Origin of the sequence: Phyllobacterium sp. 628, from assembly GCF_014189505.1 — a bacterium.
Classification (GTDB): domain Bacteria; phylum Pseudomonadota; class Alphaproteobacteria; order Rhizobiales; family Rhizobiaceae; genus Phyllobacterium.
Window position 1 is genome coordinate 83,939 of sequence record NZ_CP050301.1, and the last position, 22,056, is coordinate 105,994.

The 22,056-nt window shown below is 55.4% G+C and carries 23 protein-coding genes, 1 tRNA gene and 1 pseudogene; 17 read left to right on the top strand and 8 right to left on the bottom strand.

Features of this window, described 5'->3' with window-relative positions; genetic code table 11:
- Positions 1–76: 76 nt before the first annotated feature.
- Positions 77–730 carry a J domain-containing protein gene (locus tag HB779_RS01850; RefSeq protein ID WP_188344132.1) on the bottom strand — a complete coding sequence of 218 codons (654 nt, stop codon included), beginning with the start codon at positions 728–730 and terminating at the stop codon, positions 77–79.
- Between the two features lie 143 nt (positions 731–873).
- Here HB779_RS01850 and HB779_RS01855 point away from each other — a divergent pair, with 143 nt between their 5' ends.
- Positions 874–1,176, top strand: a complete 303-nt coding sequence (locus HB779_RS01855; protein ID WP_188344133.1) for a BolA family transcriptional regulator — start codon at positions 874–876, stop codon at positions 1,174–1,176.
- On the opposite strand, the gene HB779_RS01860 is transcribed toward HB779_RS01855, so the two are convergent.
- From HB779_RS01860 to HB779_RS01875, 4 genes are all read right to left on the bottom strand, one after another.
- Positions 1,173–1,697 carry a TerB family tellurite resistance protein gene (locus tag HB779_RS01860; RefSeq protein WP_188344134.1) on the bottom strand — a complete coding sequence of 175 codons (525 nt, stop codon included), beginning with the start codon at positions 1,695–1,697 and terminating at the stop codon, positions 1,173–1,175. The genes HB779_RS01855 and HB779_RS01860 overlap by 4 nt on opposite strands.
- A gap of 73 nt (positions 1,698–1,770) precedes the next feature.
- The gene (locus HB779_RS01865) at positions 1,771–3,060 is read right to left on the bottom strand and encodes an HlyC/CorC family transporter (protein ID WP_188344135.1); all 1,290 of its coding nucleotides are present in this window, start codon (positions 3,058–3,060) and stop codon (positions 1,771–1,773) included.
- Positions 3,057–4,172, bottom strand: a complete 1,116-nt coding sequence (gene aroB, locus HB779_RS01870) for a 3-dehydroquinate synthase (RefSeq protein WP_188344136.1) — start codon at positions 4,170–4,172, stop codon at positions 3,057–3,059. Before aroB ends, HB779_RS01865 begins: the two co-directional genes overlap by 4 nt.
- Positions 4,169–4,786 carry a shikimate kinase gene (locus tag HB779_RS01875; RefSeq protein ID WP_188344137.1) on the bottom strand — a complete coding sequence of 206 codons (618 nt, stop codon included), beginning with the start codon at positions 4,784–4,786 and terminating at the stop codon, positions 4,169–4,171. The genes aroB and HB779_RS01875 overlap by 4 nt, the downstream gene beginning before the upstream one ends.
- Before the next feature lie 143 nt (positions 4,787–4,929).
- Here HB779_RS01875 and HB779_RS01880 point away from each other — a divergent pair, with 143 nt between their 5' ends.
- From HB779_RS01880 to HB779_RS01900, 5 genes and pseudogenes are all read left to right on the top strand, one after another.
- Entirely contained in the window at positions 4,930–5,091 is a 162-nt protein-coding gene (locus HB779_RS01880) for a histidine kinase (RefSeq protein WP_188344138.1), read from the top strand.
- 4 nt (positions 5,092–5,095) lie between these two features.
- Positions 5,096–6,022: a site-specific tyrosine recombinase XerD gene (gene xerD, locus HB779_RS01885; RefSeq protein WP_188344139.1), complete on the top strand. Its 927-nt coding sequence runs from the start codon at positions 5,096–5,098 to the stop codon at positions 6,020–6,022.
- A gap of 48 nt (positions 6,023–6,070) precedes the next feature.
- Positions 6,071–6,580 (top strand): hypothetical protein, encoded by a 510-nt coding sequence (locus HB779_RS01890; RefSeq protein WP_188344140.1) that lies wholly within the window; start codon positions 6,071–6,073, stop codon positions 6,578–6,580.
- 225 nt (positions 6,581–6,805) lie between these two features.
- Positions 6,806–7,758: pseudogene (locus HB779_RS01895) on the top strand (acetyl-CoA carboxylase carboxyltransferase subunit alpha).
- Between the two features lie 233 nt (positions 7,759–7,991).
- Positions 7,992–8,068: transfer RNA gene (locus tag HB779_RS01900), tRNA-Arg, on the top strand.
- 170 nt (positions 8,069–8,238) lie between these two features.
- On the opposite strand, the gene HB779_RS25545 is transcribed toward HB779_RS01900, so the two are convergent.
- Complete coding sequence (locus HB779_RS25545) at positions 8,239–8,367, bottom strand: hypothetical protein (protein WP_256440619.1); 129 nt, start codon at positions 8,365–8,367, stop codon at positions 8,239–8,241.
- Positions 8,368–8,520: 153 nt separating this feature from the next.
- Complete coding sequence (locus tag HB779_RS01905) at positions 8,521–9,219, bottom strand: GntR family transcriptional regulator (RefSeq protein ID WP_244642444.1); 699 nt, start codon at positions 9,217–9,219, stop codon at positions 8,521–8,523.
- A 169-nt stretch (positions 9,220–9,388) separates the two neighbouring features.
- Between HB779_RS01905 and HB779_RS01910 the strand changes: the two genes are divergently transcribed.
- The 11 genes from HB779_RS01910 to HB779_RS01960 all read left to right on the top strand — a co-directional run bounded on the left by HB779_RS01910 (position 9,389) and on the right by HB779_RS01960 (position 20,890).
- Positions 9,389–10,420 carry a 4-hydroxythreonine-4-phosphate dehydrogenase PdxA gene (locus tag HB779_RS01910; protein WP_188344142.1) on the top strand — a complete coding sequence of 344 codons (1,032 nt, stop codon included), beginning with the start codon at positions 9,389–9,391 and terminating at the stop codon, positions 10,418–10,420.
- A gap of 51 nt (positions 10,421–10,471) precedes the next feature.
- Positions 10,472–11,344 carry an SMP-30/gluconolactonase/LRE family protein gene (locus tag HB779_RS01915; RefSeq protein WP_188345742.1) on the top strand — a complete coding sequence of 291 codons (873 nt, stop codon included), beginning with the start codon at positions 10,472–10,474 and terminating at the stop codon, positions 11,342–11,344.
- Positions 11,341–12,864: a sugar ABC transporter ATP-binding protein gene (locus HB779_RS01920; protein WP_188344143.1), complete on the top strand. Its 1,524-nt coding sequence runs from the start codon at positions 11,341–11,343 to the stop codon at positions 12,862–12,864. Before HB779_RS01915 ends, HB779_RS01920 begins: the two co-directional genes overlap by 4 nt.
- A gap of 39 nt (positions 12,865–12,903) precedes the next feature.
- Positions 12,904–13,950 carry an ABC transporter permease gene (locus HB779_RS01925; protein ID WP_188344144.1) on the top strand — a complete coding sequence of 349 codons (1,047 nt, stop codon included), beginning with the start codon at positions 12,904–12,906 and terminating at the stop codon, positions 13,948–13,950.
- Between the two features lie 25 nt (positions 13,951–13,975).
- Entirely contained in the window at positions 13,976–15,085 is a 1,110-nt protein-coding gene (locus tag HB779_RS01930; protein ID WP_188344145.1) for a substrate-binding domain-containing protein, read from the top strand.
- A gap of 86 nt (positions 15,086–15,171) precedes the next feature.
- A complete protein-coding gene (locus tag HB779_RS01935; protein WP_188344146.1) occupies positions 15,172–16,113 on the top strand; it encodes a YncE family protein in 942 nt (313 codons plus the stop codon).
- 56 nt (positions 16,114–16,169) lie between these two features.
- A complete protein-coding gene (gene otnK / locus HB779_RS01940) occupies positions 16,170–17,423 on the top strand; it encodes a 3-oxo-tetronate kinase (protein ID WP_188344147.1) in 1,254 nt (417 codons plus the stop codon).
- Positions 17,424–17,456: 33 nt separating this feature from the next.
- Positions 17,457–18,260 (top strand): hydroxypyruvate isomerase family protein, encoded by an 804-nt coding sequence (locus HB779_RS01945; RefSeq protein WP_188344148.1) that lies wholly within the window; start codon positions 17,457–17,459, stop codon positions 18,258–18,260.
- Between the two features lie 101 nt (positions 18,261–18,361).
- Positions 18,362–18,745 carry a low affinity iron permease family protein gene (locus tag HB779_RS01950; protein ID WP_188344149.1) on the top strand — a complete coding sequence of 128 codons (384 nt, stop codon included), beginning with the start codon at positions 18,362–18,364 and terminating at the stop codon, positions 18,743–18,745.
- Positions 18,746–18,939: 194 nt separating this feature from the next.
- Entirely contained in the window at positions 18,940–19,089 is a 150-nt protein-coding gene (locus HB779_RS01955; protein WP_188344150.1) for a DUF1127 domain-containing protein, read from the top strand.
- A gap of 241 nt (positions 19,090–19,330) precedes the next feature.
- Complete coding sequence (locus tag HB779_RS01960; RefSeq protein ID WP_188344151.1) at positions 19,331–20,890, top strand: VOC family protein; 1,560 nt, start codon at positions 19,331–19,333, stop codon at positions 20,888–20,890.
- A gap of 130 nt (positions 20,891–21,020) precedes the next feature.
- On the opposite strand, the gene HB779_RS01965 is transcribed toward HB779_RS01960, so the two are convergent.
- Positions 21,021–21,974, bottom strand: coding sequence for an IS110 family transposase (locus HB779_RS01965; RefSeq protein ID WP_188343404.1), 954 nt, complete (start codon positions 21,972–21,974; stop codon positions 21,021–21,023).
- Positions 21,975–22,056: the final 82 nt, after the last annotated feature.

The following is a 22,056-nucleotide window of genomic DNA, read 5'->3' on the forward strand; positions in this document are numbered from 1 at the left end:
CTGCACGTGCAGACGCAATAAATAGTCACACCCATGAAGCCTCAAGGGGAGGCTTCGAATTCAGCCAACAGGTCGCTTAGCAAAAACCGGCTTGTTTGAGCAATTGATAAGCCTGGATTACGTCGCGGAAACGATCCTCGGAAGCCCGATCACCACCGTTAGCGTCCGGATGATGAAGCTTCACCAATTCCTTATAGCGCGACTTGATGTCTTCGCCAGTGGCTTTTACGTCCAAACCAAGCGTATCGAGCGCTTTTGCCTCAAGCGGCTTGGCTTTGCGCAGCCGCGCACTTGGCCGCGCATCACCGAACACGCTGTTCGGATCGCGGAAACGATTCTGATAGGCAGCGCGGCCTGAACGCAGCTTGGAAAAATCAGGCGAGGTTTTGGCTCCGCCCGATGCCGCAGCCGCCGCACTTGCACCGGCACCGCTGCCTGGCAGGCCAGCAACAGTCCAGGTGGGGCGGTCGCCAGTCAAGGCTTCCTTCTGGTAGCGCGCAACTTCCACATCGGAGAGGCCGGAGAAATAATTATAGCCCTTGTTGTACTCACGCACGTGGTCAATGCAGAAATGGAAAAACTCGCCTTCCTTCATGCGTCCGACGGGAGCACGATGCGGTCCGGGCTTATCGCAGCCATCCCACTGACAAACAGGTATGCGCGATTTCTCTTCTTCCGCCTTTTTGGGGCGGATACGGATGCTGTCAAAATATTTCGAACTAGAGGTCATTGCGTACGATTATCAACGGATTGGTTTACAAGACAAGAATTGACAATTGCCCATGGATCAACCTAACGCCTGAAATGGCGGTAAATTTGTGATCATGTGCGGATTTGCCAAATGAAATTACCATATGGGCGCAGGAGAACGAAATGTCCACTCAGTCAGCGATCGAAAACAAACTGACGCAGGCTTTTCATCCTGTTTCATTGGCCGTCATCAACGAAAGTCATCTTCATGCCGGCCACCACCATGAAGACAGCGATCATCATGGCACATTCGACGGTTCCGGTGAAACGCATTTTCGCGTGCGCATTGTCGCAGAAGCATTCGCGGGCCTGTCACGCGTTGCCCGGCACCGCGCCATCAACGATGTTTTGAAAGATGAATTGGCGGGCAGTGTCCATGCTTTAGCGCTGGAACCCTCTGCACCGGGCGAAGCAACACGGCGTTAAACGCCTTCAGGTTGCGTTAGCTGAAGCTTGAGCCGCGCAACCATACTTTCTTGAAGTTCACTTTCTTCGCCATATGCCGACGCGGTCTGCCGCAACATGTCGATGAGTTGCGAACGCTCTCTCCTCGTCAGGCGCGCCCGCAACATAGGCACCATATCGTCCGCCATGCTCGAGAAAAATCCGCGGTGCTTGGTATATTGCCACGCCCTTTTGAACATCGAGTCCGGATCCGCAATTTGTAACGGTTCGCTCATGAGTTCCATGATCTTCAGCTTTTCATCAGCCATTAATGGCGTGCCAGTCCGCACGAGCTGGATCATCAACACCACGGCAGCCAAGCGCGGGTCTCGAATTCGCCGGCAACGCGAGCCAATAAGGCCTGCAAAACGCCTTCTGACTCTATTCCGCAGAAATAGCGTGTTCCGATTAAGCTCATCAGCAGCTTGGACGGTCGAGTGCGCTCTATTAATGACGTAAAAACACAACCCACAGATGCTTAAAACCGCAATAACAATATGCATGCAACCCCCAATATGTGAGTGGGAATGCGTTTAAAAATCAATATGTTAAAACAACAAAAATAATGCCAGGAAGTTAACCTATTTTCGCCTTTTCGTCATCCTCCAAAGGTCGAATGCGAAGCCGCGTAATGCGGTTTTTTTCGCGCTTAAGCACGGTGAACCGCTTGCCGTGGAAGGTGAACGCCTGCTTCTCGGTCGGGATGCTTTGAGTTTCATGGATGACGAGGCCCGCAATCGTCGTGGCTTCTGCATCCGGCAGGTGCCAGTCGAGTGCGCGGTTAAGATCGCGAATCGGCACGGAACCATCGACAAGTACGGAACCGTCCGGCTGCGGACGGCAGCCCTGAACATCGATGTCATGTTCATCAGCAATATCCCCGACGATCTCCTCAAGAATATCTTCCAGCGTAATCAGCCCCTGCACATCACCATACTCGTCCACAACAATTGCGATATGCGCCTTGCGTCGCAGAAAAGCGTTGAGCTGATCCTGCAGGGTAGTGGTGTCGGGGACGAACCACGGCTTGGTCGCCACCTTCATGATGTTGATCTTGGAGAAATCCCGGTTGGCATCACGGATGGCACGCACCAGATCCTTGGCATGGACAACGCCGACAATATTGTCGTTGTCACCGCGCCAGACCGGAATACGGGTGTGGTGGCTCGCGAGAATCTGGCTGATGATCTCTTCGATCGGATCATCGGCGTTGATCGAATCCATATCGGTGCGGTGGATCATGACATCGTAAACTTCGAGCTCGCGCAGATCGAGCAAACCGCCGATCTGGTCGCGATCACGCTTCACCACTGATCCATCGCGATGCAGAAGATCAACGGCGCCGCGTAATTCTTCCTGCGCTGACAGCATGGACGCCACCGCCGTCAGATTGATACCGAACAGCCCGAGAATACGGCGAACAATCCAGTTGATGAGGTCGGATAACGGGCCGAACAGAAAAACCGCGATCTGTGCAGATCGGACCAGCGCCAGCGCATTGCGGTCAGGGCTGGAGATGGCCCAGGACTTCGGCAGGACCTCGGCAAAAATAACCAGAAGCACGGTCATGATGGCCGTTGCATAGGCAACGCCGGCCTGACCAAACAGATTGAGCAGCATACTGGTCGTCAGGGACGACGCCAGAATATTGATGAGATTGTTGCCGATCAGCATGACGCCGATCAACCGGTCGCGCTTTTCGATCAACCCTTCGACGACTGTCGCCCGGTCATCGCCGCGTTTGGACAACCGGTGCATGCGCGCACGCGACACGGCCGTCAGCGCGGTTTCAGACCCGGAAAACAGACCCGACATCAGGATCAAAAGGAAAATGATTCCGCAAAAGATCCAGAGTTCGAAGTTCATTTTGGGTGCTTCTCCTGCAAAAAGCTAAGAACAGCAGATGGTGGAACATCTTTAGCGATAAAGGACTGACCGACACCGCGCGTCAGGATAAAGGTCAGCGCGCCACGCGCCACCTTTTTATCCTGCGCTATATAATCCATCAATTTTTCCGCCGATGGCAATTCGCCGGGAATATCGCCGATGGAAACAGGTAAACCAACCTGACGCAGATGCGCCTCGACGCGCGTGGCATCATCAACACTGGCAAGATTCATTTTCACCGAGAACTGGTGCGCAAGAACCATACCGATGGCAACGCCCTCGCCGTGCACGAGCCGGGCAGAATCATACTGCGTCGCGGTTTCCAATGCGTGGCCAAAGGTATGGCCGAGATTAAGCAAGGCGCGATCGCCTGTCTCGCGTTCGTCGCGCGCCACCACATCAGCCTTTGACTGGCAGGATGTGGCAATGGCTTGCGTCCGTGCCGGACCACCGTCAAAAATCCCCTGCCAGTTCTTCTCAAGCCAGGCAAAGAAATCCGGACGGTCAATGAGACCGTACTTCGCCACTTCCGCATAGCCGGCACGGAACTCGCGCGGACTGAGTGTGTCCAGCACAGCTGTATCGGCCAGAACCAGTTGTGGTTGATAAAACGCCCCAACCAGATTTTTGCCGTGCGCAGTGTTGATACCGGTCTTGCCGCCGACGGAGGAATCCACCTGTGCCAGCAGCGATGTGGGTATCTGCACAAAGCCCATGCCGCGCCGGGCAATGCTGGCAGCAAAACCAGCAAGATCGCCAATGACACCCCCGCCAAAAGCAATAACGATATCGCCGCGTTCCAGCCGTGCAGACAGGATTGCATTCGTCACGGTCTCAAGCGTGGCGAAACCTTTGGACTTTTCACCGGGGGCTACGATAATCGGCGTTGCATCAATTCCTGATGTCTTGAGACTTCCGGTCAGGCGAGCGAGATGAAGAGCCGCAACATTCTCGTCACTGACAATCGCAACCCGCTGCGCCTGCGTGCGATTGGCAAGCTCTTGTCCGGCGCGGTCAATCAGCCCCGAGCCAATCAGGATATCATAGGAGCGATCACCCAGCTTTACCGGGACTATTGTCTGTTCGCTCATATCGCGTCCTTATCATTCAGGCCGAGCGCATCCAGATGCTGCAAAACCGCCTGCATCGCTTCCAGCGCGATGATTTCTTTCTTTTCCTCACGTGAGTGAATGGTGAGGTCCGCCTGCGCATAAACAGGATACCGTTCGCCCATCAGCCGTTCCATGACGGCGCGGGGATCATCGTTTTTCAAAAGCGGTCTGTTCTGCTTGCGCACAACCCGCCCCATCAACACATCGAGCTCGGCATTGAGCCAGACGGAAACCCCGTCGGTCGCGATGGCCCGCCGGGTCTGCTCGTTCATATAGGCACCGCCGCCCGTGGCCAGAACGATCGGTCCCTCTTCAAGCATGCGCGCAATAACGCGCCGTTCCAGATCACGGAACTCCGCTTCGCCGTAGGCTTCGAACAATTCCGGGACGGTCATTGTCGAAACTTTTTCGATTTCCGTATCCGCATCAAAGAACGGCAATTCGACCATCGAAGCCAGTTTTTTGCCAACGGTGGATTTGCCTGCGCCCATCAATCCGATGAGCACAATAGACTTGCGGCCAAGACGCTCCCGGATGGATCGCGCCATCTCCGGAACTTGTGTTGACCCAAGGATATCATCAGTACTGTTCATAAATGCGTTTCGACAGGAAAACCGTGCCGTCGTCAAGCAATGTATGGGTTTAAACGCTGTTGCGCCTTCATCAAATCATAAGAGTTTTGCCTGCAAGATTATGGAACACACCGAGCAAGCAGCAAAGACGATTTGATCCGAAAATGCCGACACTGACCCGACTGATTGTAACCCTCGCGATCCTCGCCGGGCTCGTCTATGCGGGTATGCTCGGGCTTGTGATGTTTGTTCATCCGACACAGACCGAAATGACCATTCGCATCCCGACAGAAAAACTCAATCCAAAACCCAACAATCCGAAGTAAATCCATGCGCGCAGCGGCGGCCATAGAAACCTTTCTGGAAATGATGAGCGCCGAACGCGGTGCTGCTCAGAACACACTCGATTCCTATCGCCGCGATCTGGAAGACGCGGCGGCTTTCAGCAGCGCAACAGGTATACAGCTTACATTTGCGCAGCCTCAAACCATCCGCGATTATCTCGATGATATTGCCGGGCGCGGCTATGCATCGACATCGCAGGCGCGGCGCCTTTCGGCCCTGCGGCAGTTTTTCCGCTTTCTTTATGTCGAAAACATTCGCACCGACGATCCCACGGGCACGCTTGACGCACCGAAGAAGGACCGCTCACTGCCCAAAATCCTCAGCGAAACCGATGTCGAAAAGCTGCTTGGACGTGCCGAGCTGGAAACACTCGACACAAAGGCGTCAACGAGCGATCATCTGCGAGCGCTGCGCCTGCATGCCTTGCTGGAAATTCTCTATGCCACAGGCTTGCGCGTTTCGGAGCTTGTCGGTCTGCCCGTCACGGTAGCCCGTTCCGACAGCCGGTTTTTGATGGTACGCGGCAAAGGATCCAAAGACCGGATGGTGCCACTGTCGGGCAAGGCACGCGATGCAATGACGCGATATCTCGCCATGCGGGACGCTGCTCCCAACCTCAGCGGCAATCCCTGGCTTTTCCCGGCAATCTCCGAAAGCGGCTTTCTTGCCCGGCAGGTTTTTGCCCGCGAACTGAAGGGGCTGGCGGCTCGTGCCGGACTTGTTACTTCGGCAATTTCGCCACACGTGCTACGGCATGCTTTCGCCAGCCATCTCTTGCAAAATGGCGCCGACTTGCGTGCGGTACAACAATTGCTGGGTCATTCCGACATTTCCACGACCCAGATTTATACCCATGTCATGGAGGAGCGGTTGCACCGTCTTGTCACGGAGCACCACCCTCTGGCAGACTAATCACCTCCCGCAAACCACGCGGGACCAAGGATTTTGGCGGGATTCTCTATGTGGCGGCTGTTGAAAAAGCTGTTTTCGGGACCAGAACCATCGCCTGCCGAAACGGGCAGCGAAACGATCCGCTTTGATGAAACCGGATTCACCCGTTCCAGCAATTTGATCCGCGACATGGGCTGGAGAGAACATTGGCGCTGGGACGAAATCAACGGTTTCGGCTTCTCCTTCAAGCAGGCGATGTTTCCTGATCCATGGTTTGGCGACTACATGGAAAGTGAGTGGTTCATCGTTGTTGAAAACGAAAACGGGCCTGAATATATCTATTTCGATGCGGATTGGCTGGATATCAATCATCTGCCATCGGCGCTTCTGCAAAATTTGCCCGACCTGAACACGGAAGAGCTGCGGCGCGGCCTCAACAATGCGGCTGGCGGCTTTCACTATTATGATGGCGAAGGTCAATGGATCGGCTGGCAGCGCCCCGGACCGGTGAAGCGGGCGCCAAAAGCCAGAACAAAACCGGTCAGACGCACGAAAACACCCAAGAAGCCCGCCTCATAATACTTGTCCATTGTGTCTGGTAGCACCAAATTCATGCAATGCTTACCGTTCCATCGGCATATACATCCTGTCGGATAAACGGGTTTCCACCACACCTTCGCCGAAATTATCCCTATAACTTGCCGCGCGAGCACGTCTTGTCAGCCATGCTTCCTTGACATGCGCGTCAGCAACAGCCAGTTAGGTCGTGAAAAATCCACCGTTTTGCAGGCAGACAACGCGTCCATGTACAACTATCTTGATTTCGAAAAACCGGTTGCCGATCTCGATGGCAAAATCATCGAGTTGAAAAAGCTTGCCGAAGAAGGCGACGCGCTCGACACCAACGATGAGATCGTCCGGCTGGAAAAGCGGTCTGCCGAGGCATTGCGCGACCTTTATCGCAAGCTCACGCCATGGCAGAAGGCACAAATTGCCCGCCATCCCGACCGTCCGCATTGCACGGACTATATCGCCAAGCTTTTCACAGATTTCACCCCGCTTGCTGGCGATCGCAACTTTGCTGAAGACGAAGCCATTCAGGCAGGTCTTGCCCGTTTCAACGGTCAGGCCGTTGCGGTGATCGGTCAGGAAAAGGGCAACGATACCAAATCGCGCCTCAAGCACAATTTCGGCATGGCCATGCCGGAGGGCTACCGCAAGGCCGTGCGCATCATGGATTTGGCAGACCGCTTCAATCTGCCCGTTATTACGCTTGTCGATACCGCCGGTGCCTTTCCCGGCATCGCTGCGGAAGAACGTGGTCAGGCAGAGGCAATTGCCCGCTCCACAGCCCGAAGCCTTAGCCTGCAGGTCCCGATGGTTTCCGTGATCATTGGTGAAGGCGGCTCCGGCGGTGCGATTGCGATTGCGACGGCAAACCGCGTCTACATGCTTGAGCATTCCATTTACTCGGTTATCTCGCCGGAAGGCGCGGCCTCTATTCTCTGGCACGATTCGACCCGCGCCAAGGATGCGGCAACATCCATGCGCATCACCGCTCAGGATTTGTATGAGCTGAAAATCATCGACGGTATTATCCCGGAACCCACCGGCGGTGCGCATCGTGGCAAGGATGCAGTCATCGAGGCCACCGGCAACATTATCAATGTTGCCCTCAAATCCATGTCCAGCATGGATAGTGAAACACTGAAAAAGACCGGCGGGACAAGTTCCTCGCCATTGGCCGCAGTCTCTAACCATCATCAGATAAAGAAAAATGCCCGAACCCGATCCGGGCTTTTTCTTTTCCACCGTATTTGCCGCGTGGAGAAATTGGCCAAAACCAGCATTCCCGGCCTTAAGCCGCCGAATAATTCGAAAGTCGGTGTTGGATAAAAAATTGTTGCGGTTTTTTTGCCAAAGCTGCTTGCAATTCGCCGCCCAACCGATTACGAACCGCCCTGCGCAGACGATCGCGCATTTGTGGCACGCGCCCGTAGCTCAGCTGGATAGAGCACCAGACTACGAATCTGGGGGTCAGAGGTTCGAATCCTTTCGGGCGCGCCATTCTCTCTTAAATGCTTAAGCTTGGCCTCCCCGGTTATCCGCATGGATACACCGTAGGTTTTTACACGTCACGCCTGCTCGAAGATAATCCCAACGCCTAACGTTTCCGGCACTTTCAAAATTCGGTAAAATCCGGATACCCAATGCTGTTGCCATGTACGCCGCTTGCCCTAGGCCAGCGAATGGAAAATCTGACAGATGAGTATTGCGATACAGACCACAACGCCGAATGCCAGCAAATGAGCCCAAACCGGTGTCGTGTAATGCAGATATTGCTTGTCGTCATATTCTTCGTTCAAGACGCCGTACTCTCGTGGAATTCAAGAGCACCATCCTGACCGACCCACCAAACAACTGACAGCAAGCCTATGCTCAATACATAGCCTATCTGGAATTTCGATTTGCCTGATCTGGCTGATTGCAAAAACCCGAGCTGTAAGTACAGCCAAATCCTAGATAATCGCCTCGACACGTTCCCACGCGCCCAAGAGATGCCGATCGAGGATCGCCATCAGCCGCACCGTGTCACGCGCTTCCAAGGCTGCAATAATCTCTTCGTGCTCCTCAACCGCACTAGCCCAGTTCGTCGGTCCCTCATGCCCAATGAAGCGAATGCGCTTCAAACGGCTTTGCAGAATACCGTGGAGATAAGCGAGATGCTCATTGTCCGCCAGCCGGACAATGGCCGAATGGATTTCCTGATTGAGCTTGTAATATTCAAGCCGCCGCTTTTGCTTGTAATAGACCAGCATCTGATCGTGAATTTTGCGGATCGCCCGAATATCCCTGTCTGACCCATTTTCGCAGGCAAGCTTTCCCGCAAGCGATTCTAGCGATCGAAGAACGGTGAGCATGTCTGCAACGTCCTTTTTGCTGAATACCCGCACAATTGCGCCCCGCGCCGGAATGAGCTCGATCAGACCTTCACTTGCGAGAAACTTTATGGCTTCCCGCAAGGGCGTCCGCGACACGCCAAGCTGCGCACCGATATGCGTCTCATGAATCCGCGCGCCGGGTTCCAGCACACCTTCGATGATCATATCTCTCAAACGCCCCGCCACCGCATCGTGCAGGGGAATACGGGCAATTGGCCCAGCGTCAGAGCCAGCGGCGTCTGTTGAAGTGCCAGATTGGTCTTTATCGGTCGCCACGAAAAATTCTCCTTCGCAAGGCCTGCCTGCTTGGTAGACCCTTGATATGACCTTGTCCATCTCTGCTTATTGCATAACAAATTTAACATTTAAAATATTGTATACAAAATACTTGACCAAACTTTTTTGCGCCGCTACGCTGAATTCAAGGCTTGGAAAGGTGTAGTTGATGACCAAAACGCTGGATGACCGTCCAATCATTGCTCTCGCCATGGGAGATCCCGCAGGGATCAGCGCCGAACTGACAGCCAAGCTGGTTGCCTCGGATGACGTAAGGCAAGCTGCACATCTGATAGTCATCGGTGACCGGCGTGTGTTTGATGAAGGCGCACGCATTGCCGATCTGAATCCTGATATTGAGCAGGCCGCGCTTGGTACAATCCCATCAACGCGGTCCCCAAAGCCGATCTTCATAGATCTGGCGAACCTTGATCCGGCTGATATAATCGTAGGCGAAGCCAATCTCGTGGGCGGACAATATGCAACGGAGAATTTTGCGTTTGCTTTACGGCTGGCCAATGAAGGGCGGGCTGATGCCGTCTGCTTCACCCCCTTCAACAAGAAGGCAATGCGCTTCGCCTATTCCGGCTATGACGACGAGATCCGCTTCATTTCCGAGATTATCGGCTTCACGGGCAAGGCCCGCGAATTCAATGTGCTCGAAAACATCTGGAATGCCCGCGTCACATCGCACATTCCACTAGCCGCGGTCTCCAGCCATCTCTCACAAGACGCCATTCTGGCCGAACTGGAACTGACCTTTGAGTGTTTGAAGCGCGCAGGCATCGCCTCCCCCAAAATCGCTGTGGCAGGGCTTAACCCTCATGCCGGTGACGGCGGCAGTTTCGGCAGTGAGGAAATTGAAATTATCAGCCCGGCGGTCGATGAAGCAATCAGGCGCGGATGGGACGTATCAGGCCCTTATCCTGCCGATACCGTGTTTCTCAGTGCCCTGAAAGCCGGCATGCATGCGGTGCTGACCATGTACCACGACCAGGGCCAGATCGCGATGAAAATGATGGGTTTCGACCGCGGTGTCACGATGCTCGGCGGATTGCCATTCCCTGTCTGCACCCCGGCTCATGGCACGGCCTACGACATTGCAGGCAAGGGAGTTGCCAATCCGCGCGCCAGCCGGGAAGCGCTGCTGCTTGCGGCGCGGATGTCACGGCACGGCAAGACATCGATTTCAGCGCATTGATTGTGACGGAGAGTATTTGTGAACGATCAGATCATTATCGAAGATCCGCGTATGCAGGAATTGCTCATACCCGGAGCCAAGCTGGAAAAACTTTGGACCGGCGCGATCTGGGGCGAAGGTCCGGTCTGGTGGAACGATTGCAGCGTAACCTGGAGCGATATTCCTAACAACCGCATGCTGCGCTGGAGTCCCGGCGAAGGTACAACCACATACCGCTCGCCTTCCAACCATAGCAACGGTCATACGCGCGATCGCGAAGGCCGTCTGGTCAGTTGTGAACACAGCGGCCGCCGCATCAGCCGGACAGAGGCAGATGGCACAGTCGTTACGCTGGTCGATAGCATTGACGGCAAGCGTTTGAATTCACCCAATGACGTTGTGGTTAAATCCGATGGCACAATCTGGTTCTCCGATCCGCCCTACGGCATTATGAGCGACTACGAAGGAGTGGCCGCCGATAGCGAGATCGGTGCTAACCACGTTTACCGCTTCGATCCGGCTACCAATACGATCACCATCGCCAGCGATGATTTCGAAAAGCCGAATGGGCTGGCATTCTCGCCAGATGAAAGTCTTCTCTATATTTCCGATACTTCACGCTCCCATGACCCTGATGGCAATCACCATATCCGCGTGTTTGACGTTAGGGATGGTTGGAAACTGGAAAATGGCCGCGTGTTTGCGGTGATCGAACCGGGACTGGCCGACGGATTTCGCCTTGATGTCCATGGCAATGTTTTCACCAGCTCAGGCGACAGCATTCAGGTTTTCGCCCCTGATGGAACCCGGCTCGGCAAGATACTTGTCCCCGAAGTTATATCGAATTGCACCTTTGGCGGACCCGCTCGGAACGAGCTTTTTATAACCGCCAGTACATCACTCTACAGGATCAATCTTGCAACCAGCGGGAGTGTGCGCCCATGATACCGGCAGCTGCCCAATCGGCCTATAGTGCAACGCCGGAGTTGATCCAGTTCGTTGACATCAAGAAGCAGTTTGGCGGCACGCAGGCACTCAAAGGTGTTTCCCTTTCACTGAAAGCTGGCGAGATACTGGCGCTGCTCGGCGAGAATGGTGCTGGAAAATCGACGCTGATCAAAATCCTGGCGGGCGTGCATACGCCCGATGACGGCAGCGTCTTCTATCATGGCAAGCCATATCACCACACACCGCCGAAAACCGGGATATCCCAGCGAGTCGCCTTCATTCATCAGGACCTTGGTTTGCTCGAATGGATGACCGTCGCAGAGAACATTGCGCTGACAGTCGGCTTTCCGCGCAAAGCGGGCCTGATAAGCTGGCGAACTGCGGAAACATTGGCACGGCGTGCACTGGACCTGATTGGCAGCGATATTGATCCGGACCGCCGGGTTCAGGACTTGAGCCGCACCGAGAAATCCATGGTCGCTATTGCCCGTGCCCTGGCGGTTGATGCAGATGTCCTTGTACTGGACGAGCCTACAGCCAGCCTGCCGATTGACGAGGTGGCACGTCTGTTCGAAGCCTTGAAGCGCCTGAAACAGCGCGGCATGGGCATGATCTTCGTATCGCACCGGCTGGATGAGGTTTTCCAGATTGCTGACCGGGTCGCCGTGTTGCGCGACGGACGGCTCGTCGGGGATCATGACGTGAGCACGATGGATCCGGACAAGCTGGTACGCCTAATTGTCGGCCGCGCTCCGGAAAAGGTGTTTGCCAAGGTCGAACGGGAATGCGGCAAACCCCTGTTGACCGTCAAGGATATGCGCATCGGCGCAGGCGCACCTATCAACTTCAATGTCAGCCAAGGGGAAATCGTTGGGCTCGTGGGCTTACGCGGCGCCGGTCAGGAGAATGTCGGCCGCGCGCTGTTTGGCTGTGAGCCGTTCACCGGCCACGCGCAGCTTAACGGGCAGCCTTACGCGCCAGCAAATCCGCGTTTTGCCATATCCAGCGGCGTCGGCCTGATCGCACGGGAACGGACAGAAGAATCGACCTTTCCGGCGCTCAGCATCCGCGAGAACATTTTCGCCAATCCCGGCGCCATGGGCCGCCGCATCACAACGATGATATCACGGCAACGCGAAGCTTCGCTGGCCAGCGATCTTGGCCGCACAGTCGGCCTCAGACCCAATGAGCCGCATCTGCCCATTGAAGCCCTGTCCGGCGGCAACCAGCAGAAGGTCGTCGTTGGCCGCTGGCTCGCCATGGGATGCAGACTGCTCATTGCTGAAGATCCGACAGCTGGCGTCGATGTCGGAGCCAAATCGGAAATTTACACCTTGATGAATGAGGGGCTGAAGAACGGCCTTGGCATCATTCTCATCTCCACGGATTTCGAAGAGGTTGAGAAACTGTGTCACCGGGCCCTCGTCTTCAGTCGGGGAGCAATCGTCGATCAATTGGCAGATGCGGAGCTGGATATTGACCGGCTTATTCATTCTGCCTCCGCCGGGGTGGGTTGAAATCCGGCAAAGACAAAATCTCGGGAGGAGCCGGGTACCATGCAGTCGATAAAATCCAATGCCATTGAACCAACCAAATATGATTTGCGCGGCAAGCCGATCGGACGAAAGCTGATTCAGTTGCTCCCGGTCTACGGGCTGGTGCTGCTCACATTGTTTTTGGTAATTATCTTTTCCATTATCCTGCCGGACACCTTTCCGACCATGCTGAACGCGCGGTCGATTATCAGCGACAAGGCAATTATCGCCATTCTGTCGCTGGCCGTGATGATACCGATGGTGACCGGCAAGATCGATCTGACCGTTGGTTACGGCATCGTTCTCTGGCACGTGCTTGCCATCAGCCTGCAGACTCAACTGGGATTGCCTTGGCCTGTTGCCGTGCTTGCCGTGCTGCTGCTCGGTGCCTGTGTTGGCATGTTTAACGGCATTCTCGTCGAAGTCGCCCAGATTGACAGTTTCATTGCAACACTCGGCACCGGAACAATCCTCTATGCTGTTGCCCTTTGGCATACCGGCGGTCGTCAGGTGGTTGGTGTGCTTCCCGATGCATTTTACGCCATCAATGGCACGTCGTTTCTTGGTCTGCCGCTTCCGGGATTCTATGTTCTCATTCTTGCGGTTTGCCTTTGGGTTCTACTCGAATACACACCCATCGGCCGTTATCTCTATGCCATTGGTGCGAGCAACAAAGCCGCCACCCTCAACGGTATCCCGGTGCGCCGCTACGTGATGGGTGCATTCATTGCGTCAGGAACCTTGTCCGCGGTAGCTGGTGTCATCCTCGCCTCGAAACTGCGGATCGGACAAGCCAGCGTCGGCCTTGAATATCTGCTGCCCGCTCTTGTTGGCGCGTTCCTCGGTTCGACCACCATCAAACCTGGCCGGGTGAATGTATGGGGTACGATGATTGGCGTCGCCATTCTCGCTGTAGGCATATCAGGCATTCAGCAATTCGGCGGCGCGTTTTTCATCGAGCCATTGTTCAACGGCGTGACACTGCTCATTGCAATCTGCATCGCGGGCTATGCCCAGCGGAAAAGACGGTCTGCGGCCGCACCTGACGTCAAGACGGCCATAAAATAACAAGCAAAAACAGAGGAGGAATAAAATGCGCTTGAAAGGATTACTCGCGGCAACAGCGTCCATTGCACTGTGCATATTGATCAATCAGTCCACCGCATCTGCCGATGACTTGGTAGATACTGCCAAGGCGAAAGTGGCCGCCGCATCGCAAAAAGCCGATCATTGGGACGGCCCAACGACAGGCCCGAAGGCCAGCGCTGACAAGACCATCGTTTATGTGGCGGGCGACATGCGTAATGGCGGCATTCTTGGGGTTTCCGACGGCATCAAGGAAGCATCAGCCGTGATGGGCTGGAATTTCCGGGCGATCGACGGACAGGGGACTGTCTCGGGCCAATCTGCGGCTCTCAATCAGGCCATCGCGTTGAAGCCTGACGCAATCATTCTCGGCGGCAGCGATGCCGTCGAGCAAAAGACCGGGCTGGAAGCCGCCGCCGCACAAGGCATTGTGATCGCGGGCTGGCACTCCGGCCCCAATCCTGGCCCGATGCCGGACGCTCATCTATTCGTCAATGTGACAACGAACGCCATGAACGTCGCGGAAATCGCCGCCATGAAGGTTATTGCCGATTCCGACGGCAAAGCAGGCGTCGTGATCTTTGCCGACTCGGCCTATGCCATCGCGATTGCCAAGGGCCGCGCCATGGAAGAAGTTATCAAGAAGTGTGCCGGCTGCAAGGTTCTGTCGTTCGAAGATACGCCGCTTGCCGACACGGCCAATCGTATTCCGCAGCTGACCACTACCCTTTTGCAGCGGTACGGAGCCAAATGGACCCATTCACTGGCCATCAACGATCTCTATTATGATTTCATGGGGCCATCATTGGCCGCTGCTGGCCTGAAGGGCAACGAAGCGCCGTTCAATATTTCAGCGGGCGACGGTTCTGAATCGGCCTACCAGAGAATACGCAGCGGGCAGTATCAAGCGGCGACTGTCCCCGAACCACTGGCCATGCAGGGCTGGCAGGTTGTGGATGAATTGAACCGCGCTTTCAGCAAACAGGCGTGGTCCGGTTATGTCCCCGGCATTCACATCGTGACTGCCGATAACATAGCCTTTGATGGCGGCGACAAGAACGTCTTTGATCCAGATAATGGCTACAGGGATCAGTACAAAAAGATCTGGGGCAAATAATAATGATACGCCTCGTTTGAAATCAGAGGGACAGTGAGGCAGGCTCGTTGTCCCTCGTCACATGACATCCGGCACAGGACACACACATGCGGGAAAAAGACCACGGCAACCCGGTTCTCATGCTCATCGAAAAAAACAGCCATTGCCTGAGTTTTTACGATGCAGCTGCGGGCATTTTGCTCGAAAGCATTGAGCTTCCCGATTATCCGCACGAGTTCGCGGTCGACTCAAAACGGGCTTACGCTTATGTCGGTCATTACGGCGTCAGAACATCGGCCAGCACCGATCCCGGCGGCAGTTCTGTCTTTGTCATTGATATAGCCCAGCGCAAACTCGCCCGCACCATCGATTGCCGCCCGTTCAGCCGGCTGCACGGAATTATGCTTGATGGCTCAGACCGGCTGCATGTCCTGAGTGAAGCGGCCAATGTCATGTTGCGTTTCGATGATCCCATATCAGCAACAGCACCCTCCCGCGCCGTGATTACCGGCGGCCTCAAGAGCCATCTGTTTACGCTGAGTCATGATGGCCAATGGGCTTACTGCATGAACCTCCTCAGCCACACAGTCACCAAGATTTCCCCTGGCGACGCAACCGTCGTTCCGGTTCCGCTTTCTCCCGGTATCAAACCGGAGGGGCAATTCTTAAGCGCCAATGGCCAGACGCTCTATGTCAGCAACCGCGCATCCGCGACACTTGTTGCGATCAATACGCAGACTATGAAGGTCATTCGGGAAACGCCGACCCGGCATGATCCGGCGAGAATCTACGGCATGAGAGACAGCCGTTTATTCATTGCCAATTATGACGACAGAAGCATTTCTGTTGTTGACCCTCTTTCGCTTGAGGAAACCGGCTATCTCAAGCTGTATGGCCGTCCGGCCGCGGCCTGCCTTCATCCAGATACCGGCCATGCTTATGTTTCCATTGACACGGATGAGTGCGCAGAGATTGATCCGGACAATCTGAATGTGATCAGATCGTTCAGAACGAAATCCGAGCCGGACTGTTGTTTCATCGTGACGTGAAAATGACCGATGAGGTGGGATGACCTTTTGTAATTGCGACCATGTGAGGATCTGACATGCTGCTCGGCGCCATCGCGGATGATTTTACCGGGGCGAGTGATCTCGCCAATACATTGGCCAAGGGTGGTATGGCGACTATGCAGTTTGTGGGCACGGATCATGCTGCGGCACCCGACTGCGAGGCAGGCATCGTTGCGCTGAAAACCCGCTCGGTGCCAGTGGATGTCGCTGTGCATCAATCCATTGGCGCTGCGCGCTGGCTGCTCGATCAGGGATGCCAACAGATCATCTTCAAATATTGCTCTACTTTTGATTCGACGCCTGACGGCAATATTGGTCCCGTAGCCGAAGCGCTGCTTGATTTGCTCGGCGCCGATATCGCCGTTGTTTGTCCAGCATTTCCAGCGACAGGACGGCGTTTGTTTATGGGCCACCTGTTCGTTGGAGACCGGCTTTTGAGCGAATCCGGCATGGAAAACCATCCACTGACACCCATGACCGATTCGGATATTCGCCGTTGGCTGCGCAGGCAGACGGCGGCCGAAGTAGGCCATATACCGCTCGATAAAGTGCGCGCTGGTCCTGCCGTGCTCAACAAAGCTTTCGCAGCTGAGAACAAGGCCGGCCGACGCCTTGTTGTCGCCGATGCAATTTCGGACCAGGATCTGCAAGCAATCGGCAAAGCTGCAGCGGATCACAAGCTCATAACCGGCGGCTCGGGCATTGCCCTTGGACTGCCGCGCAATTTCCGCGACAAGGGCCTTTTGTCCGACAACCGCAAACCATTGCCAGTGGCAACTGGCCCGGGAATTGTTCTAAGCGGGTCGTGTTCAAAGGCATCGCAAAACCAGGTTGCATATTACCTGCAGGGTCATCCGGGGTTGGCTATTGATCCCGCAGCACTGATGTCAGGCGCAATGACGGTCAAGCAAGCACTCGACTGGATATCCCGGCAGGCGGACGCGACACCAATCGTCTACTCAACGGCCAATCCGGATGCGGTTTCATCAGCTCAACATAATTTCGGCAGGCAGGCCGTTGCTGAAAAAATCGAACATTTTTTCGGTGATCTGGCGCGTCAGCTGGTTGGCCAGGGAACCCGGCGCATCGTCGTGGGTGGCGGGGAAACTTCAGGAGCCGTGGTCGAAGCTCTTGATTTGCATAGCCTGCATATTGGCCGCGAAATTGACCCCGGCGTGCCAGCCCTGATCGCGGATCGCCCGGAACCACTCGGACTTGCACTCAAGAGCGGAAATTTTGGCTCAGAGGATTTCTTTTCCAAAGCTCTGCTTCAGGTGGGAACGGCGTAACCTCGGCCCCGCTGCTCAAACAGGATGTGAACCATGCCCAAATTCTCTGCCAATCTCGGTTTTCTCTGGCCAGACCGGTCGCTTCTCGCCCGCATTGCAGCGGCGGCACAAGCGGGTTTTAAGGCAGTGGAATTGCACTGGCCGTATGACATACCAGCAAGCGAGGTTCACATTGCCTGTGCCGAACATGGCGTGAGATTGCTAGCCCTGAACACTCCGTTAGGTGACACGGCCAAGGGTGAGTTTGGTCTTGCCGTGCTCGAAGGCCGACAAAAGGATTTCGAAACGTCGCTGGATCAGGCAATCGACTACGCCCGAACAGCTGGCGCTTCGGCGATCCACGTCATGGCTGGGGTCGTGCCTGTGGCAGATAAGCCTCGCGCCAGACAAGTGTTTGCACAAAATCTGGCCTTGGCGGCGCAAAAGGCTGCAGATTTCAAACTCCTGCTCGAGCCGATCAATCAGCGCGACAAGCCGGGTTATTTTTACTCGACGCTTGAAGAAGCTGCATCGCTGATCGCAGAGATCGGTGCGTCAAATCTGAAGATCATGTTCGACGTTTACCACGTCGGCGTCAGCCAGGGCGACATTTTCAAGCGACTCGAACATCATTTGCCGATGATTGGACACGTCCAGATCGCCGCAGTCCCAAGCCGGGCTGAGCCCGATGAAGGTGAAATCGCGTATCCAGCGGTCTTTGCCGAGTTGGACAGGCTTGGTTATTCCGGCTGGGTTGGCTGTGAATACAAACCGCGCGGTGCAACCGATGACGGATTGAGCTGGGTCAAAACTCTCGGCGTTTCATTGGAACAGCAAGACTCGATCTGGAACGAATAAGGCCGCCAACAGTTAGAAGAAGGCTGGTGAACCACCGGCAGAGACTTGTTGTGGCGGTTCAGCTCCCGGCACCTCAAATCTCTTCAATGGAGGAGTGTGCCATGCGGAAGCTGTTCACCAAGATCGCCAACAAGGTTGCGATGGCAGCCGGCAAACCAATCACCTTTATCCTGTGTTGTCTGACCGTTATTATCTGGGCTGTCAGCGGCCCATTGTTTGGTTTCTCGGACACGTGGCAACTGGTCATCAACACCGGCACCACGATCATCACCTTCCTCATGGTTTTTCTGATCCAGAACACGCAGAACCGCGACGGTGTCGCCATTCAGGCAAAGCTGGATGAGTTGATCCGTGTCTCCACGGGCGAGAATGTCTTCATTGGCATCGAACATTTGACCGAGGAGGAAGTTGAAGAATTCAGGAACAGGTGCGAGGCCGCCGCCAAAAAGGCCGACAAGGTTCTGGCCGCCCGAAAAAAGAAATGAAGACCCCTTGTTTGACGGCCTTCTTAACACCTGTGATTGACGTCATTTTTTCCGCCGCAATTTAGCCATCCACTCCGCACTTCCTGCAAAGCAGCTATGCATTCTTGTCACTGCAAGTTTCGCGGGACATCGACTATATGCAGCTCACGATCAAGAAATGATCCAACAAACAAGAAGTTACCAAGGTGAGTGAAATGAATCTGATCCGCTCTTACAATAACTGGCGCCGTTATCGTGACACTGTCACAGAACTGAACCGCTTGTCTGCACGTGAACTGAACGACCTCGGCATCTCCCGCGGCGACATCGCTTTTGTTGCCAAGAAGGCCGCTTCTGCACGTTAATAGAATTTGAAAGTTTGCATCCGGGGTTTACCTCCTCCCAAGGTCTCGGATGTACAAAGACCGGCACTCCTCCTCCCAGCCGGTCTTTACAAATAGCACCCACCGCACCTCCTCCCGCGGTGGGTGTTGTTTTTTCAGGCCCTCGCAACTTGATTTGCCTGCCTGACACAGCCCCTCCCCAGCGTTGCGCACCGCGTTCTTTCCCCGTATCAGTCAGACTATCCACTGGCGGAGAGACTTCATGACGAGCGGCATTCATCACATCACCCTGATCACGCGAAACGTTCAGGCAAATGTGGACTTTTATGTCGGCTTTCTCGGGCTTCGTCTCGTCAAACGCACAGGCGGCTACGAAGACGCAACCCAGCTCCATCTCTTATACGGCGACACTTCCGCCAATCCCGGAACCTTGGTGACTTTTCTCGTCTGGGAAGACGGGTCGTTGGGACGGGTCGGTTACGGCCAGCCGAGCGAGGTCGCACTTGCAATCGCCCCGGAAGCGATTGGCTTCTGGCTGACCCGTGCGCTGCAATTCAACATCGCGACGACGGGCCCGGCGCAAGAATTCGGCGAAACGGTCCTGCGCCTGAAAGATCCCGACGGTATTATCGTCAAGCTCGTCGGCACCTCCGCGTTAGATGCAGTCGATCCATGGACCAGCAATGGCATTACCACAAATGATGCGGTCCTGCGGATACGCGGAGCGACGATTCTCACCGAGCAGCCGCAGGCAACCTGCACCTTTCTCGAAGACTATTTCGGCTTCAAGGCGGGCGGCCAGAGCGACACAATCACCCGGATGCTTTCCGCATCGGGTGATTGTGTGGATGTGCGGGATGCGACCGGCTTCTGGAGTTCAGCGCCCGGAACCGGAACCATTGATCACATTGCCTTCCGTACACCGGATATCGCCCATGTGGAGCACATTTATGAACGGCTGATCAACGCTGGTGCGGATGCCACCGCCATGCATGATCGCAAGTATTTTTATTCCATCTATGTGCGGGAACCGGGTGGCACCTTGTTTGAAATGGCGACTGACGGCCCCGGTATGCTTATCGACGAACCGCTGGAGACACTGGGCACAGAGCTGTTCATTCCTCCGCATTTCGCTGAAGAGACCGACAATCTCAAAGTCATGCTGCCGCAGTTTGGCTTGCCCGGCGAGGAGCGCTTCATTTATCGCGAGTTGCCGTTTATCCACCGTGTCTACACACCGGCAAATCCTGACGGAACAACCCTCGTGCTTTTGCATGGCTCTGATGGCAACGAGACGACGCTGTTACCCCTCGCTGCCAACGCTGCTCCGCATGCCACTTTGATCGGCTTGCGCGGACGCAGCAATGAGGAAGGCATTGGCCGCTGGTTCCGGCGTTTCGGTCCCTTGAGCTTTGATCAGAACGATATTCGCTCGGAGGCGGCCGCTCTGGCTGGTTTTATCGAGGGAGCTGTCGAAGCCTACCATCTGGATATCGTGCGAACCATATTCCTTGGCTATTCCAATGGCGCCAACATGCTGGTTGCAACCATGTTGCTGCATCCCGGCCTTATCCGCAGTGCAGTGCTGCTACGTGCGATGAATGTGCTGAAGGAAACGCCCGAGGTGGATTTGAGCAGTTCACGGATTTTGATGGTGAATGGTGACCATGATCTGTTTGGAGCACAGGCTCCCGATCTGGAAGCGCTCTTGCGCAAGGCGGGCGCTGATCTCACCATCCAAAGTGTTTATGCCGGTCACGAAACCGGTCCGCACGACATTGATGCTGTCAGCCAGTGGATCAAAACCAATCTTCCGGTATGAATTGGTAAGAGCGGGGAGCGTGGTTCGACAAGCTCACCATGAGGGAGAGTGCGGCTGAAAGGTTAACCGGAAAGATTGCAGGATATGGCTCCTTGCAATCTTCACTTTCCCTCATGGTGAGCAACTGTGTTTATGTTTGAATGTTTGGTTGCCAATCTGTTTGGTTTTTGATCATTGCGTTGAGGGTGACGATGAGCTTTCGCATGAGTGCGACAATGGCCAGTTTGAAGGGCTTTCCGTTGGCTCTGAGCCTTTGATAGAAGGCGGCGAGCGGGTGTTTTGCGCAACGTATGACGCTTAAGGATGCCATATAGAGGACGCGGCGGATGCCTGCCCGTCCGCCCTGGCACTTTCCGCTGCGGCTGCTGTTTCCCGATTGGCGCGGATGCGGAGCAACGCCGGTCAGGCTGGCCGCCTGACGGCTGGATAGCGTGCCAAGCTCGGGCATGGAGCCGATGAGTTCGGCGGTCAGGACGGGACCGGCTCCCGGCATCGAGGCGATGCGCCTTGCCGTTTGTGCCTGTGCGGGATTGCGGGCTATGGCGCTGCGTATATGTGCTTCCAGTGTCTTGATGGCTTTGATGTGCTGGTCCATCAACACGCCAATGATGCTGGCAGCATCCGCATCGCCCATGCGCGCCTCGTGGCTTTTCAGCTCACTCAGTCCGGCAATCAACCGGCGGCGCAATGTCGTCAACTCTTTGATGGCGCTCATGGTTGTGGACCGGATCGCCGGTTTGCGGGTGGCAACGGCAACCTGCAGTGCCCGGGCAATGGCGATCGCATCCAGCCGGTCCGTCTTGGCCCGCCGGCCCGTCAGGCGGCTATGGGAGCGCACATCGGAAGGATGCAGGCAATAGGCTGCCATGCCAGCTTCACCCAGCACAATCAGCAGGCAATCCTCATAACCGCCTGTGGCTTCACAGCCAAAGGCAACCCCTTCCAGCACACCGATGCGCTGCAGCAAAAGACCAACGCCTGCGCGGCTGTTGGGCACCCGCAGTTCCAGCCCATCAGGCAAACAATGCAGATCGAGGTAAGCCTTGCTCACATCGATGCCGACAAAACGCGTAAACTGTGTCATGATGAAAACCCCTGGCTTGTCATGCGGGGTCGATGCCCCTGGCAACTGTTCGGGTGTCATCGAAGGACCGGGCCTTGCTCAC